Source organism: Streptomyces sp. NPDC054813 (assembly GCF_053611365.1).
This window is the reverse complement of the sequence record NZ_JBSHAF010000010.1, coordinates 294,115-308,138: the sequence shown is the minus strand read 5'-3', so window position 1 is coordinate 308,138 and position 14,024 is coordinate 294,115. Positions and strand designations below refer to the sequence as shown.

Below are 14,024 nucleotides of genomic sequence, written 5' to 3'. Positions count from 1 at the left end.
CAGGGTGGACTACGGAGAGTTTCCGACCGCCGCGCCCCGGCCCCCGCAACCGAACACCAGGCCGACGCGTCTCCCGCTCCCGGGGGATCGAACGGACGGGCGGGACGGAAGGGTTGGGACGTTGGACTTCGGCGCGGTGCTGTGCACGGTGGTGGGCCTCGGGCTCCTCGGGGTCGCGGCGCGTGAGGGTGCGGTGGTGCGGCGGTTGCGCCGGCACGGGCTGCGCACCCGAGGAGTCGTCGTGGACAACGTGCGCACCCGCGACAGCGACGGGCCGAAGTGGATCCCCGTCATCGCCTTCACGGACCGCTCCGGCTACCGGGTGGAGTTCTCCCCACGCATGCACGGCTCCGGCATGGGCCTGGCCACGGGACGCGAGGTGGAGGTGGTCTACCTGGCGACGAACCCCCAGACCGCCCGCGTCCGCATGTGGCGCCACCTCGTGGGTCCGCTGGTGTTCCTGGTGTTCGGCGGAGTGGTCTTCCTCGGGGTCGGCGTACTCATCGCCCTGACGGGCTGACGCCCGGCCCGACGAAACGACCGCGACCGGGCGGGACGTGATCGGATAGGGTCGGCCGGCACCGAACGAGCGGGGACAGGCCGCGGGGGGAGCCGATGGAACTCACCGACATCGGGACGGCACGAGCCGCGGCGGCGCTGCGCCATGTGGCCGCGCTGTCCTCGGGACCGGCCCTCGACCCCGGTCTGCCCATCACCCTGAACTTCCACCCCGACCGGCTGTCGGCCGGGCTGCCGATCCTGGAGGCGCTGACCCGGGACGGGGCCTACCACTCACAGTTCGTCACCGGCACCAGCAACGGCGGGCTCACCGCGCACCCCGGCGGCGACCGCTGGCGCTGGGAGAGCCGGATCTTCGGCGGGACCTACGACGACGCGGCCCCGGCCGAACGACCGGTGTACGGGGCGCTGAACTTCCGCCGCCAAGTGGTCGGCGCGGCGCCCCGGTTCGGTTCCTCGCACCTGCGGCTGACCGGACCGGCACTGCACCGCGCGACCTTCTGCTACCCCGACAGCGCGGCCGAGCCGACGGACTTCGGCGTCGCCGCCGGAACGCACCTGCTCGCCCTCGCCGAGGCCGACGAGCAGGACGCCCTCAACGACTACATCGAGACACAGGTGCACGGCGGTGTACGGCTCGACCGGGACGTGGCGGCCCTCGTCCTGGACGCCTGCTACCAGGGCACCCCCGTCGAGACGGCGGCCCGCAGGCTGCCCCTCCCGGTCGAATGGCACCCCGGCTACCGGCTCACCGTGCCCGACCTGCGCCGCCACGCCGGCTACCGGGGCCCGCAGTACGCCGAACTCGGTGCCCTGATCGCCGAGAAAGGTGTCGTGGACCCCCGGATCATCGGCGACGCGGCCCGCACCGGCCGGTACGAGATCCAGGACCTCAAGATGGTCTGGCACACCGTCGCCCGCTTCGGCGCCCCGGAAGGCGCGGGTACGGCCTACTCCGCCGGCTCGGGTGGCCAGGTACCGGGGGTCAGTACGCCCAAGGCGTAGGCGCGGGCGACCAGTTCGGTGCGGTTGGCCGCGGACCAGCGGGCCGACAGGCGGCGCAGGTGGTAGGTGACGCCGTCCTTGGTGAGGCCAAGGTCGCGGGCGGCCCAGGCGGTGCTGGCGCCCCCGGCCAGCAGGGCAAGCACCCGCCCCTCGACGGGGGTGACCTTGGCCGGCTCCGCCGCGGGCGTCCCGCGCTCGCCGTCCACCCGCAACATCACCAGCGGCGACGGCGTCTCGCCCACGGCCTCGCTGACCGGGTCCGCCGTCAGTTCCCCATACCGCTCGGCCCCGCCGGGCGCCCGCCACCGTACCGACACCTGGTAGCGCGAGCGGTGCCGCAGCCGCAGCGCCTCGGCGATCCGCTCCACCTGCGCCTCCTCCTGCGGGTGGAACAGCTCCAGCACGTCCCGGCCGCGCAGCCGTCCCGGGGGCGTACCGCACTCGGCGGCCATCGCCGGATTGGCCACCAATACGAGCCCGTACACATCGCACACCGCGACCGGCACCGCCACCCGGTCGAAGAGCGTCAGCGCACGGTTGCGCCACACCACACCGTCGAGCCGGTCCGCCGCCATGCCCACCTCCGCTCCTGCGCCCTCCATCCAAGGCGACCACGCAGGTCACAGGCAACTTGACGGCCTGGCGCAAGAGCCGGCGCGCATTTCCCACTGCACGATCGTGTAGTGCGGCGGCACCGTGCCGCACCCCCGGAGGACCACGCTTGATCGCAGGACTTCCTTACCGCGAAAGGCAGTTGTCGCGCCATGCCCCCCACCGTGCCGCACCCCCTCACCGCAGACACCCTGCACGGCGTCCCCGTCGTCGACATCACCGCCACCGGACCCGGCCGCACCCCGATCCAGCAGGTCATGAACCTGATGCGGGAGCACGGGCCGGTCCTCGTACGGCGGCTGCACGGGCGGGACACCCTGTTCGTCGCCGACGCCGACCTGGTGGCCGACCTCGCCGACGAGCAGCGGTTCGCCAAGCACGTCGGGCCCGCCCTGGAGAACGTCCGGGCCTTCGCCGCCGACGGACTGTTCACCGCGTACAACGACGAGCCCAACTGGGCCAAGGCGCACGACATCCTCATGCCCGCCTTCGCCCTCGGCTCGATGCACACCTACCACCCGGTGATGCTCAAGGTCGCCCGCCGGCTCATCGAGTCCTGGGACCGCGCCGCACGGGACGGCCGGCCCGTCGACGTCCCGGACGACATGACCCGGATGACCCTCGACACCATCGGCCTGGCCGGGTTCGGCTACGACTTCGGCTCCTTCGAGCGCACCGACCCCCACCCCTTCGTCGAGTCCATGGTCCGCTGCCTGGAGTGGAGCATGACCCGCCTGGCCCGCAGGCCCGGCGCCGACCACTCGGCGGCCGACGCGGCCTTCCGTGACGACGCCGACTATCTGGCCCAGGTCGTCGACGACGTCATCGCCTCCCGTACCGGCACCGACCAGGGCGGAGCCGAGGACCTGCTCGGCCTGATGCTCTCCGCCCGGCACCCGGACGACGGCACCACCCTGGACCCGGCCAACATCCGCAACCAGGTCATCACCTTCCTGATCGCAGGCCACGAGACCACCTCAGGCGCGATGTCCTTCGCCCTGTACTACCTGGCCAAGCACCCGACCGTGCTGCATCTCGTCCAGCGCGAGGTGGACGCCCTGTGGGGCGACACGCCGGACCCGGAGCCGACGTACGACGAGGTCGGCCGGCTGACCTACACCCGGCAGGTGCTCAACGAGGCACTGCGGCTGTGGCCCACCGCGGCCGCGTTCGGCCGGCACGCCCTCGACGACACCCTGCTCGGCGGGCGGGTCCCGCTGCGGGCCGGCCAGTCCGTCACCGTGCTCGCCCCGATGCTGCACCGTCAGCCGGTCTGGGGCGACAACCCCGAGCTGTTCGACCCCTCACGGTTCACCCCGCAGGCCGAGGCGGCCCGCCCGGTGCACGCCTTCAAGCCCTTCGGCACCGGTGAACGCGCCTGCATCGGAAGGCAGTTCGCCCTCCACGAGGCGACCATGCTGCTGGCCATGCTGGTGCACCGCTACCGGCCGCACGACCACGCGGACTACCCGCTCACCGTCAAGGAGACCCTCACCCTCAAGCCCGAGGGCTTCACCCTGACCCTCACCCCGCGCGCCGCCGCCGACCGCGTCCACCAGCCGCTGCCGGGGGCCGCGCCGACGGTCGCCCACGACCCGTACGACACGGCCGCTCTCCCGGCCCGGGTCCGCACCGGCACCGGCGCCCTCCTCCTGCACGGCAGCAACTACGGCACCTGCCGCGGTTTCGCCGGCCGGCTCGCCGACGAGGCGACCGACATCGGCTGCGACACCGAGGTGGCCGCCCTGGACGCCTACGCCGGCGGGCTGCCCACCGACCGGCCCGTCGTCATCACCGCCGCCTCCTACAACGGCCGCCCCACCGACGACGCCACCGCCTTCGCCGCCTGGCTCGACGGCGGACCCGACCTCACCGGAGTGTCCTACGCCGTGCTCGGCGTCGGAGACCGCAACTGGGCCGCCACCTACCAGCACTTCCCGACCCGGATCGACGCCCGGCTCGCCGAACTCGGCGCCACCCGCCTCACCGACCGGGCCGCCGCCGACGCCTCCGGGGACCTGACCGGCACCGTCCGCACGTTCACCGCCCGGCTGCGCACCGCCCTCCTCGAGCACTACGGCGACCCGGACGCCACCCCGGCCGGACCGGAACCCACCGCCGCCTACGAGGTCCGCGCCCTGACCGGCGGCCCCCTCGACGCCCTCGCCGAGCGCCATGGACTCGTCCCCATGACGGTCACCGAGGCCCATGACCTCACCGCCCCCGGCCACCCGCGCACCAAGCGGTTCCTGCGCGTCGCCCTGCCCGACGGCGTCACCTACCGCACCGCCGACCACCTGACCGTGCTCCCCGCCAACGCCCCGGAGCTCGTCACCCGCGCGGCCACCGCCCTCGGCGCCGACCTCGACACCGTCCTCGACATCCGCGCCAACCGCCCGCGCCGCGACGGCCTCGCGGTCGACCGGCCGCTGACCGTACGTCAACTCCTGACCCATCACGTCGAGTTGCAGGAGCGCCCGAACACCCACCAGCTGTCACTCCTCGCCGACGCCAACCCCTGCCCGCCGGAGAAGGCCGCGCTCGCCTCCCTGAGCGACGACCCGCGCACGCTCGTCGAGATCGTCGAGGACCACCCGGCGCTGCGCGGCGCCCTCGGCTGGCCCCGGCTGCTGGACCTCCTGACCCCGCTGAAGCCGCGCCACTACTCGATCTCCTCGTCGCCCGTCACCGACCCCCGCCACGCCGACCTGATGATCTCCCTGCTGGAGGCGCCGGCCCGGTCCGGCAAGGGCACCTACCGGGGTACCGGCTCCGGCCACCTCGCGACGCTCCGTCCCGGAGACACGCTGTACGCTCGCGTCCAGCCCTGCCGGGAGGCCTTCCGGGTCGACACCGGCGCACCGCTCGTCATGATCGCCGCGGGCACCGGCCTGGCCCCCTTCCGGGGCGCCGTCGCCGACCGCACGGCCGCCCTTGCGGCGGGCGCCGAACTCCCGCCCGCGCTCTGCTACTTCGGCTGCGACGCCGCCGACGCAGACTTCCTGCACGCCGAGGAGCTCCGCGGCGCCGAGACCGCCGGAGCCGTGTCGCTGCGCCCGGCCTTCAGCACGGCCGGCACCTTCGTCCAGCACCGCATCGCCGCCGAGGCCGACGAGGTCTGGGCCCTGCTGGCCGCCGGCGCCCGGGTGTACGTCTGCGGGGACGGCGGTCGGATGGCCCCGGGGGTGCGGGAGGCGTTCCGTGCCATGTACCGGGAACGGACGGTCGACGGAGACGCTGAGAAGTGGCTGAACTTCCTGGTGGCGGACGGACGTTACGTGGAGGATGTATACGCGGCGTCCTGATCGGTGGCCTAAGCTGGAGCGCCCCGCGAGGGGCGCGGGGAACTGCGCGGGCGACCACGACGAGCCCGCCGCCCGCGCACCACCCCCACTCCCACGGCGCGATCCGCCGTCACCCCCTCCTTAGCTCACAGCGTGAACTAAGGGTTGGGAAAATGTCGCTTCCGCCCTCCCGAAGGAGTATGTTGCAGGTCGGGAAGGGTTCGTGAAGGGAGCCACATGGCGGGGCGGAACGGGCGCACGGTACGCGACCTCAGGAGGGCCAACCGCACGGCCGTACTCCAGCGACTCTATTTCGACGGCCCCCTCAGCCGCTTCGAGCTGGGCCCGGCCACCGGCCTGAGCTCCGGCTCGGTGAGCAACGTGGTCGCCGACCTGGTCGCCGACGGCCTGGTCGAGGAGGCCGGCAGCGTCGACTCCGACGGCGGCCGGCCCCGCACGCTGCTGCGCGTCGCCCCGCACAGCGGCCACATGATCGGCGTCGACGTCGGCGAGACCCGGGTCCGGGTCGAGCTGTTCGACCTCACGCTCACCGAACTCGCCCGGGTCGAGCGTCCGCTCGAGCAGCAGGGCTACGACGTCGAGGTGATCGTCGGCCACATCCGGGACGGCATCGCGGAGGTCCTCGCGACCGAGGGGGCCTCGCCCGAACTGCTGCTCGGCGTCGGTGTCGGCGTCCCCGGCATCGTCGAGCACACCGCCGACCGGGGTGCCCTGGTGCACGGCCAGACCATCGGCTGGGACGCCGTTCCGCTGGAGGAACTGCTCCGCACCGGCTGCCAACTCCCGGATACCGTGCGGTACTTCATCGACAACGGCGCCAAGACCCTGGGCCAGGCCGAGATGTGGTTCGGCGCCGGGCGCGGCGCGGACAACGCGGTCGTGGTGCTGTTCGGCTCCGGCGTCGGCGCCTGTCTGGTCAGCGCCGAGGTGGAGCACGGCCGGGCCGTCGAGTGGGGCCATCTCACGGTACGGGTGCGGGGCCGCCGCTGCCGCTGCGGTGCGCTCGGCTGCCTGGAGGCGTACGCCGGTGCCGAGTCGCTGCTGGCCCGCTGGCGCGAGGAGGGTGGCCGTCCGGCCGAGGGCCTCGACGAGGAGAGCGCGCTCACCGCGATGCTCGCCGCCGCCTACCCGCCCGAGGGCACCGAACCCGACCCGGTCGCGCTCGCCGTCCTGGAGGAGACCGCCGAGTACCTGGGCGCCGGCCTCTCCGACCTGATCAACCTCTTCCAGCCCGAGCGGATCCTGATCGGCGGCTGGGCCGGCCTCCAGCTCGGCGCCCGCTTCCTGCCCGCCGTCCGCCGGTACGCGACCACGTACGCGCTGCGCCACCCCGCCGAACAGGTCACCATCGACCTCGGCCGGCTCGGCCCGGACGCGGTCACCGTCGGCGCCGCGATCCTGCCCCTCGCCGACTTCTTCAGCCGCGGCGGGCGCCGCGCGGAACCGGCGACCGAGGACCGCCTGCCCGCCTGGCGCACCGCCCTGGAGGAGCGGACCCCGCGCTGAGCCGCGCCCGGTTTCACGGCTACCGGGCGAGGTACCCGGGTACTGCCCGGACCGACGTGACGTACGAGGGGAGCAGCCGTGGGTGACCAGCAGGGCAGGGGGCCCGTACCCCGGGACATGCCGGACCAGCAGGCCCGGTCCGACGGCCGCGACCCGTGGGAAGCGGCCGAGGACAGTGACCCGAACGCCCCCGACGACGCCGACCTCCCCGACACCGACGAGGCCGGGACCGGACTCCGGGGTGCACCGCGCCCGGGGGTGGTGCGCCCCGAGGAGCCACTGCCGGACGAACCGTCGGACTGAGCGCGGGACACGGACCGGAGCGCCGTTCGGGGCAACCACCCTCGGATCCGCGGGAGTTCGCCGTCGCCGGGAGCACGGCGGCCGGTGTCAGGCGAACGCGTTCACGCCCGTCAGCTCCGCCGAGAGGTCCCAGAGCCGGGCGGCCTGGTCCGGGTCGGTCGCCCAGGCCTTGACGCCGGTCGGCTCGCCCTCCACGGCGGGCTCGGCGATGTCGCAGTCCTCCAGGTACACCCCGCCCATGCCCGTGAGCTGCGGGGAGGTGGCCGCCCAGGTCTGGGTGGCCGCACCCTGCGGGGGCGTCTTGAAGCCCTGCGGGTTCAGCACGTTGCCCTGCTCGTCGATCCAGCCGCGTTCGAGCATCTCCTCGCGGGGGATGTGCCGCTGCAGCGGGGTCATGATGCCGCCCGGGTGCAGGGCGAAGGCCCGCACACCGGAGTCCTGGCCCAGCCGGTCCAGGTGCACGGCGAACAGCACGTTCGCGGTCTTGGCCTGGCCGTACGCCTGCCACTTGTCGTAGTCGTGCCGCCACTGGACGTCGTCCCAGCGCATCCCGGCGAAGTGATGGGCGCGCGAGGAGACCGAGACGACCCGTGCGCCGCCGGGTTCGAGGGCCGGCCAGAGCCGGTTGACCAGGGCGAAGTGCCCGAGGTGGTTGGTGGCGAACTGGGCCTCCCAGCCGGGCCCGACCCGGGTCTCGGGGCAGGCCATGATGCCGGCGTTGTCGATCATGAAGTCGACGGGCCGGCCGGAGGCCAGGAACCGCTCGGCGAAGCCGCGCACGCTGTCCAGGTCGCCGAGGTCCAGCTCGTCCACCTCTACCCCGTCCAGGCCGGCCAGCGCCTCCCGGGCGGCCTCGGCGCGCCGGGCGGGGACGACGACGTGGGCGCCCGCCTTGGTCAGCGCCCTGGTGGTCTCCAGGCCGAGCCCGGAGTAGCCGCCAGTGACGATCGCGAGCCTGCCGCCGAGGTCGAGACCCGCCAGGACGTCGTCGGCGGTGCTGTCCGCGCCGAATCCGGAACCGATCTTGTGCTGTGGAGTCGTAGTGCTCATGACTTGAACGCTACGAATTGGAGTGCTCTCGAAGTCAAGCCGAGGTCCCGGTGCCCGGGAGCCGCCCCCGAACAGCGGAAAGCCCCGGCCGCGACGGGGGATTCGCGGCCGGGGCGGCCAAGTGGTGGGCACGGATGGCGGTCGCCTCTCGGCGAAAGGCTCCACAGGGCTTCAGCCGAACGATCGTCCCTGTGGGCAAAAGGTGAGGCCCGGGGACACTGTCCCATCCGCACCCACGGCTGGTTCAACGGACAACCACCCCGTGCTGTTCCAGGCCCTGACGTGATGAGCGTCACCGGGCCCCGGTCCAGGCCAGCAGCCGCTCCGCCGGCCAGGTGTTCACCACCCGCTCGGCGGGCACCCCGCACTCCTCCGCCCGGGCGCAGCCGAGGATCTGCCAGTCCAGCTGGCCGGGCGCGTGGGCATCGGAGTCGACCGAGAACAGCACGCCCGCCTCGACGGCCCGGCGCAGCAGCCGCCGTGGCGGGTCCAGACGCTCGGGGCGACTGTTGATCTCCACGGCGGTACCGGACCCGGCACATGCGGCGAACACCTCGTCCGCGTCGAACTCGGACTCCGGCCGCTCCCGGCCGGTGACCAGGCGGCCCGTGCAGTGGCCCAGGACGTCCGCGTGCGGATCGCGTACGGCGCGCACCATGCGCCGGGTCATCGAGCGGGCGTCCATCCGCAGCTTGGAGTGCACCGAGACGACGACCACGTCCAGCCGCTCCAGCAGCTCCGGTTCCTGGTCCAGCGACCCGTCCTCCAGGATGTCGCACTCGATGCCGGTGAGCAGCCGGAACGGCGCCCAGGATGCGTTGAGCTCGGCCACCACCGCCAGCTGGTCGCGCAGCCGCTGCGGGGACAGCCCGCGGGCCACCGTGAGCCGGGGCGAGTGGTCGGTGAGCGCCGCCCACTCGTGGCCGAGCGTGGCCGCGGTGCGGCCCATCTCCTCGATCGGGCTGCCGCCGTCGGACCAGTCCGAGTGCAGATGGCAGTCCCCGCGCAGCAGCGCCCTCAGCCGGGACCCGCCGTCCGTCGCGGGTTCGCCCGCGTCTTCCTCAAGCGTGCGCAAATATCCGGGCAAATCTCCGGCGAGCGATTCCCGGACCACCTGGGCCGTCTTCGGGCCCACGCCCCGCAGCGATTCGAGGGTGCCGGCCCGGGCCCGCTCGGCGATCTCACCGGCGGGCAGGGCCGCCAGGACCCGTGCGGCGGTGCGGAAGGCGCGCACCCGGTAGGCCGGTGCCAGGGACCGTTCCAGCAGGAAGGCGATCCGTTCCAGCGCCTCGACGGGTCCCATGGCCACCTCCACCGTCAGGGTGACTCAGGCAAGTCACTTCCGCCCGGGGAGATCTACCCTCGATTGCATGACCGAGATAGCGAGCCCGTTCATCTCCCGGCCGCGGATCCTGGTGCTCGGCGTCATGACCGGCAGGCCGGGCACCTTGCCCTTCCGCATCGTGGAGATCGACGGTCAGGTGGTCGGTGAGGCGAGGGACATCACCGAGGTGCTGGCGGTCGCCGCGACCCACGGGATCACAGTCCACGACCTGGACGACCCGGCCGTGGTCTGCTGGGTGGGCGGGGACAAGTTCACCTGGATACCCCGCCACTAGACAGCGACCGCTGGACAGCGAGCCCTGCTCTCAGCCGACGGTCCACTTCTGGTTGGCGCCGCCGGAGCAGGTCCAGATCTGCAGCCGGGTGCCGTTGGCCGAGTTGTTGCCGGTGACGTCCAGGCACTTGTTCGCCTGTGGGTTCACGATGTCGTGTGCCGCGGAGACGGCCCACTTCTGGGCGGCGCTGCCGTTGCAGTCGTAGAGCTGGACCGTCGTGCCGTCCGCCGTGCCGCCGCTGGTGACGTCCAGGCACTTGCCGAGCGCGCGGATGGTGCCGTCGCTGCCCACCGTCCACTGCTGGGCGGCGGAGCCGTTGCAGTCGTAGAGCTGGACGGGGGTGCCGTTGGCGGAGTTCGCTCCGGCCACGTCCACGCACTTGCCGGCCAGGCCCTTGATCGCGACGCCGGCCGCGGTGTCGCTCGTCGTCACCGACACCGAGTCCACGACCAGCTGCGCCGGGAACGCCGTGGAGCTGTTGGGGTCGCCCGGCCAGTAGCCGCCGACGGCCAGGTTCAGGATCAGGAAGAACGGCTTGTTGAACGCCCAGGTGTTGCCGCCCACGTCGGCGGGGGTGCGGGTCTGGTAGGCGATTCCGTCGACCGACCAGGTGATCGAGTTGGGCGCCCAGTCGACCGCGAAGGTGTGGAAGCCGTCCGCGAAGGCCTGGCCGTTCGGCAGCGTGTAGCCCGCGCCTATCCCGGCCGAGCCGGAGTAGCCGGGGCCGTGGATGGTGCCGTGGATGGTCGAGGGCTCGAACCCGACGTTCTCCATCACGTCGATCTCACCGGAGTTCGGCCAGCCGACCTGTCCGATGTCGTTGCCCAGCATCCAGAACGCGGGCCACATGCCCTGCCCGCGCGGGATCTTCATCCGGGCCTCGACATGCCCGTACTGGGCGCTGAACTTGCCCGAGGTGTTCATCCGGGCCGAGGTGTACTGACAGGTGCCGTACCAGCACTGGTAGTTGGCGGGGTTCTCCTTCTTGGCCGTGATGACCAAGTGGCCCTGCCCGTCGAGGGCCGCGTTGTTGGTGCCGGAGGTGTAGTACTCCCGTTCGTGGTTGTTGACGTTGTCGCCGGTCTCCAGGGTCCACTTCGAGGAGTTGACCGCTGAACCGGCGGGCCCGTCGAAGGTGTCGGAGAAGGTCACGGCGGCCGCACCGGCGTCGGCGGCCTCGGCCCGGTGCGCGGGACCGACCGCGACGGATCCGACCAGCGCGGCGGACAGGGCGGCGAACAGACATCTGCGGATTAGACGTGGGGAGGCCACGGCTCGTCCTTCCGTACGGCGGCCGGGCGCGGGGAGGCATCCGGCCGGGGTGGGGGGTGAAGGCGTCGCCCTTGATTTAAGAGATGAGATAAGTGGCGCGTCAACACCTTGGTACGGACCAGTTCCAGACGATCACGCGGACCGGTTTCGGACGATCAGGCGATGATTCCTCCCGGGCCCCGCGCGGGGCGGTCGCGGGCGGGTCATCCCTTCACCTGTCAGGCCTTCGCCTTCTTCGGCTTGCGCGAGTGGACCGCCCGGCCGAGCCGGCGGCCCAGCAGCACCCAGCCGATCAGCGCCCCCGAGGTGTTGAGGATGACGTCGTCCACGTCGAAGGCGCGTCCTTCGACCAGCAGGCCCTGAGCCGTCTCGACCATCAGCATCACGAACGCGGTGAGCAGCAGCACCCCGAAAAAGCCCCGGGCGCGCGGCACGAGGACCGGCACGATGACCCCGAACGGGATGCCGAGCACGATGTTCCCGCCGATCTGCTTGACCGCGTCCCGCAGGGCGGGCTGGTCCAGATAGATCTTGAGGGAGCGGCCGGGATGCAGATTGGTGTGCGCGATCGACACGGACGCCGGCGAGGGATCCAGCGTCAGCCGGGCCAGCACGACGGCGAACGCCACCATCACCGCGAACGCGCACAGCATGGCCAGCACCCGCAACGGCAGCGGGAGCGGACGGCGTTCGGTGCCGGTGGCCTTGGCGGTGCGGCTCGTCCTGCCGGTGCCGCCGGCCTTCCCCGCGCCGCTTGTCCCGCCGGTACGGCCCGCCTTGCCGACGCGCCCCTTCTTCCCGGTGCCGCCCGTCTTTCCGGTGCCGGTCTTCGTGGGGGCGCCCGGCTCCGTGCGGCGAACGCCGACGGCGCGGGCGACCTTGGTCAGTACCCCGGCCTGTTTGCCGGTGTCCTTGTCCGTCTTCGTCCCCTCGTTCTTCTCGGCCCTGGTCGTGCGCAGGCGTGAGGCGGCACTGGCCATTAGGTCCTCCACTTGTCAACAGTCCGGCGTGCTGACCCAGTTACCCAGGAACCGCCCGGAGATGCTCGCGACCACGGCGGCGGCCGGAGCGCATCCGAGGTTTCCGGCCGCGCTCCCCGGGCACTCCGGACCCGTTCCCGCGTGCCGCCGCTCCCCGCGACGGATGCGGTGCTTGGATGCCGAAGACGGCGAAACGGGCATAGCGCTGCAAGGCGACCCAAGGAGGCGGCGGATGACCGGACGTACGGCGCTCGTCGCCGCGGCCGAACTGCTCACCTGGTGGGCCGGACTGGCCCTGCTCTGGCTGGTGTTCATCGGCAGCGTCGACACCCTGGAGCGGATCGTCGGCGCAAGCGCGGCGGCGGTCGGCGCCCTCGCGGCTCGGGCCGGCCGACGGGCGGTGACCTGGCGGTGAACGGCTGGATCCTGGCCGCGACCGTGCTGCTGGCCGGGGGAGCGGGCACGGCCCTGTGGGCGGTCGCCACCGGCCCGCTAGGCCGCCGGGTGGTCGCCCAGAACCTCGCCACCTCCGCGGTCTGCCCCAGCCTGCTGCTGCTCGCCCAGGGCTACGGCCGTACGTCCTACGTCGATGTCGCGCTGCTCCTCGCGCTGCTGGGCCCGGTCGGCACCCTGGTCTTCGCCCGACTGCTCGCCGACGACCTGGCGGACGAACGGCCCGCCGCCTGGGGCCTGACCTGGACGGCGGCCGCGGTCGGCGCGGTGGTCGTGCTGGTGCTGTGCGCGGTGACCGGACCGGGGCGGGCGATGGCGAAACTGCTGGTGATCGGGGCGCTGCTGATCGGCGGGAACGTGGTCGCCTCACGCGCGCTGGCCGGCGGGTTCCGGGGGGTGCGCGGTGGCTGACGCGGTGATCGTCGTCGCGCTGCTGCTGACGGCCGCCTCGGCGACCGCGGCCGTGGCGACCCGCGACCCGGCCCGTCAGGCCCTGGTCCTGTCCCTGCTCGGACTGGTCCTCGGCGCCCTGTTCACCGTGCTCCAAGCCCCCGACGTCGGCCTCTCGCAGCTCGCCGTCGGCTCCGCGCTCACCCCGCTGCTGATCATGCTGTCGGTCCGCAAGGTGAGGCGGCGCGGCAAGGCGGACGACAGGTGACCCGGCGCCTGCGGCTGTGGCTGCTGGCCGTCGGCGGCGCGGGCCTCGCCGCCCTGCTGGTCGCCGCCTGTCTCGACCTGCCGTCCTTCGGCGGTCGCAGCCACCCCTACGGCGAGCGCGCCGTCCGTGCCGCCCTGGCCCGGCACACCGCCAACGTCATCTCGTCCGTCAACTTCGACCAGCGCGCCTACGACACCCTCGGCGAGATGAGCATCCTCTTCGCCGCCGTCCTCGGCTGTGTGGTCCTGCTGCGTCAGACCCGCGACGAGCACCGGGCCCGTCCACGGTCCGCCGAAGTCGCCCGGCCCGTCCGCCGGTACGCCCTGCTGGTGCTCCCCGTCGCCCTGGTCACCGGCCTGTACGTCATCGCGCACGGTCAGCTCAGCCCCGGCGGCGGCTTCCAGGGCGGGGTCGTCGCCGCGACCGCACTGCACCTGCTGTACCTCGGCGCCGACTACCACGCCCTGGAACGCGTCCGCCCGATCGGCGTCTTCGAGGTCGCCGACTCCCTGGCCGCCTGCGCCTACCTGGTGCTCGGCCTCTCCGGGCTGCTGGCCGGCACCGCGTTCCTCGCCAACACACTGCTGCCGTACGGGACGTTCAACACGCTGTCCTCCGGCGGCCTGGTCCCCCTGCTGAACGCGGCCATCGGCATGGAGGTGGCGAGCGCGGTCGTCGTCCTGCTCGCCGGCTTCCTCGACCAGGCCGTGGAGATCGAGGACGAGAACGGGAGTTGAGCCGC

Annotated in this window: 15 protein-coding genes; 10 read left to right on the top strand and 5 right to left on the bottom strand. The window is 72.8% G+C overall.

The window, feature by feature from the left end:
• The first annotated feature begins 121 nt into the window (after positions 1-121).
• On the top strand, positions 122-520 hold the full coding sequence (locus ACWGJB_RS22495; RefSeq protein WP_453381896.1) for a DUF3592 domain-containing protein: 399 nt from the start codon (positions 122-124) through the stop codon (positions 518-520).
• A 95-nt stretch (positions 521-615) separates the two neighbouring features.
• On the top strand, positions 616-1,524 hold the full coding sequence (locus ACWGJB_RS22490) for a DUF3626 domain-containing protein (protein ID WP_453381895.1): 909 nt from the start codon (positions 616-618) through the stop codon (positions 1,522-1,524).
• Here the strand turns inward: ACWGJB_RS22490 and ACWGJB_RS22485 are convergent.
• On the bottom strand, positions 1,470-2,099 hold the full coding sequence (locus ACWGJB_RS22485) for a PAS domain S-box protein (RefSeq protein ID WP_453381961.1): 630 nt from the start codon (positions 2,097-2,099) through the stop codon (positions 1,470-1,472). The two genes, ACWGJB_RS22490 and ACWGJB_RS22485, sit on opposite strands and share 55 nt — an antisense overlap.
• Before the next feature lie 189 nt (positions 2,100-2,288).
• Between ACWGJB_RS22485 and ACWGJB_RS22480 the strand changes: the two genes are divergently transcribed.
• The 3 genes from ACWGJB_RS22480 to ACWGJB_RS22470 all read left to right on the top strand — a co-directional run bounded on the left by ACWGJB_RS22480 (position 2,289) and on the right by ACWGJB_RS22470 (position 7,250).
• Complete coding sequence (locus ACWGJB_RS22480) at positions 2,289-5,441, top strand: cytochrome P450 (protein ID WP_453381894.1); 3,153 nt, start codon at positions 2,289-2,291, stop codon at positions 5,439-5,441.
• Positions 5,442-5,657: 216 nt separating this feature from the next.
• Positions 5,658-6,947, top strand: coding sequence for an ROK family transcriptional regulator (locus tag ACWGJB_RS22475; protein WP_453381893.1), 1,290 nt, complete (start codon positions 5,658-5,660; stop codon positions 6,945-6,947).
• 117 nt (positions 6,948-7,064) lie between these two features.
• Entirely contained in the window at positions 7,065-7,250 is a 186-nt protein-coding gene (locus ACWGJB_RS22470) for a hypothetical protein (RefSeq protein WP_453381960.1), read from the top strand.
• Between the two features lie 87 nt (positions 7,251-7,337).
• Here the strand turns inward: ACWGJB_RS22470 and ACWGJB_RS22465 are convergent, their stop codons facing one another.
• Both ACWGJB_RS22465 and ACWGJB_RS22460 read right to left on the bottom strand, forming a co-directional pair.
• Positions 7,338-8,300, bottom strand: coding sequence for an SDR family NAD(P)-dependent oxidoreductase (locus tag ACWGJB_RS22465; protein ID WP_453381892.1), 963 nt, complete (start codon positions 8,298-8,300; stop codon positions 7,338-7,340).
• Positions 8,301-8,592: 292 nt separating this feature from the next.
• Positions 8,593-9,603, bottom strand: a complete 1,011-nt coding sequence (locus ACWGJB_RS22460; protein WP_453381891.1) for a PHP domain-containing protein — start codon at positions 9,601-9,603, stop codon at positions 8,593-8,595.
• 67 nt (positions 9,604-9,670) lie between these two features.
• Between ACWGJB_RS22460 and ACWGJB_RS22455 the strand changes: the two genes are divergently transcribed.
• The gene (locus ACWGJB_RS22455; protein WP_453381890.1) at positions 9,671-9,919 is read left to right on the top strand and encodes a hypothetical protein; all 249 of its coding nucleotides are present in this window, start codon (positions 9,671-9,673) and stop codon (positions 9,917-9,919) included.
• Positions 9,920-9,949: 30 nt separating this feature from the next.
• Here the strand turns inward: ACWGJB_RS22455 and ACWGJB_RS22450 are convergent, their stop codons facing one another.
• Both ACWGJB_RS22450 and ACWGJB_RS22445 read right to left on the bottom strand, forming a co-directional pair.
• Positions 9,950-11,191 carry a ricin-type beta-trefoil lectin domain protein gene (locus tag ACWGJB_RS22450; RefSeq protein ID WP_453381889.1) on the bottom strand — a complete coding sequence of 414 codons (1,242 nt, stop codon included), beginning with the start codon at positions 11,189-11,191 and terminating at the stop codon, positions 9,950-9,952.
• A 218-nt stretch (positions 11,192-11,409) separates the two neighbouring features.
• Complete coding sequence (locus ACWGJB_RS22445; protein WP_453381959.1) at positions 11,410-11,844, bottom strand: VanZ family protein; 435 nt, start codon at positions 11,842-11,844, stop codon at positions 11,410-11,412.
• Positions 11,845-12,403: 559 nt separating this feature from the next.
• Between ACWGJB_RS22445 and ACWGJB_RS22440 the strand changes: the two genes are divergently transcribed.
• From ACWGJB_RS22440 to mbhE, 4 genes are read left to right on the top strand one after another with little or no spacing between them, the layout of a single operon-like run.
• Positions 12,404-12,586, top strand: a complete 183-nt coding sequence (locus ACWGJB_RS22440) for a hypothetical protein (protein WP_453381888.1) — start codon at positions 12,404-12,406, stop codon at positions 12,584-12,586.
• Positions 12,583-13,035, top strand: a complete 453-nt coding sequence (locus ACWGJB_RS22435; protein WP_453381887.1) for a monovalent cation/H+ antiporter complex subunit F — start codon at positions 12,583-12,585, stop codon at positions 13,033-13,035. Before ACWGJB_RS22440 ends, ACWGJB_RS22435 begins: the two co-directional genes overlap by 4 nt.
• Positions 13,028-13,282, top strand: a complete 255-nt coding sequence (locus tag ACWGJB_RS22430; protein ID WP_453381886.1) for a Na(+)/H(+) antiporter subunit B — start codon at positions 13,028-13,030, stop codon at positions 13,280-13,282. Before ACWGJB_RS22435 ends, ACWGJB_RS22430 begins: the two co-directional genes overlap by 8 nt.
• Positions 13,279-14,019 carry a hydrogen gas-evolving membrane-bound hydrogenase subunit E gene (mbhE, locus tag ACWGJB_RS22425; RefSeq protein WP_453381885.1) on the top strand — a complete coding sequence of 247 codons (741 nt, stop codon included), beginning with the start codon at positions 13,279-13,281 and terminating at the stop codon, positions 14,017-14,019. The genes ACWGJB_RS22430 and mbhE overlap by 4 nt, the downstream gene beginning before the upstream one ends.
• Positions 14,020-14,024 lie beyond the last annotated feature (5 nt).

Excerpts from the sequence above, each read along its gene's own strand:
- ACWGJB_RS22485 (WP_453381961.1), bottom strand. The coding sequence starts at position 2,099 with ATGGCGGCGGACCGGCTCGACGGTGTGGTGTGGCGCAACCGTGCGCTG.
- ACWGJB_RS22460 (WP_453381891.1), bottom strand. The coding sequence starts at position 9,603 with ATGGGACCCGTCGAGGCGCTGGAACGGATCGCCTTCCTGCTGGAACGG.
- ACWGJB_RS22470 (WP_453381960.1), top strand. The coding sequence starts at position 7,065 with ATGCCGGACCAGCAGGCCCGGTCCGACGGCCGCGACCCGTGGGAAGCG.
- ACWGJB_RS22440 (WP_453381888.1), top strand. The coding sequence starts at position 12,404 with ATGACCGGACGTACGGCGCTCGTCGCCGCGGCCGAACTGCTCACCTGG.
- ACWGJB_RS22475 (WP_453381893.1), top strand. The coding sequence starts at position 5,658 with ATGGCGGGGCGGAACGGGCGCACGGTACGCGACCTCAGGAGGGCCAAC.
- ACWGJB_RS22465 (WP_453381892.1), bottom strand. The coding sequence starts at position 8,300 with ATGAGCACTACGACTCCACAGCACAAGATCGGTTCCGGATTCGGCGCG.
- ACWGJB_RS22455 (WP_453381890.1), top strand. The coding sequence starts at position 9,671 with ATGACCGAGATAGCGAGCCCGTTCATCTCCCGGCCGCGGATCCTGGTG.
- ACWGJB_RS22490 (WP_453381895.1), top strand. The coding sequence starts at position 616 with ATGGAACTCACCGACATCGGGACGGCACGAGCCGCGGCGGCGCTGCGC.
- ACWGJB_RS22480 (WP_453381894.1), top strand. The coding sequence starts at position 2,289 with ATGCCCCCCACCGTGCCGCACCCCCTCACCGCAGACACCCTGCACGGC.
- ACWGJB_RS22445 (WP_453381959.1), bottom strand. The coding sequence starts at position 11,844 with ATGCTGTGCGCGTTCGCGGTGATGGTGGCGTTCGCCGTCGTGCTGGCC.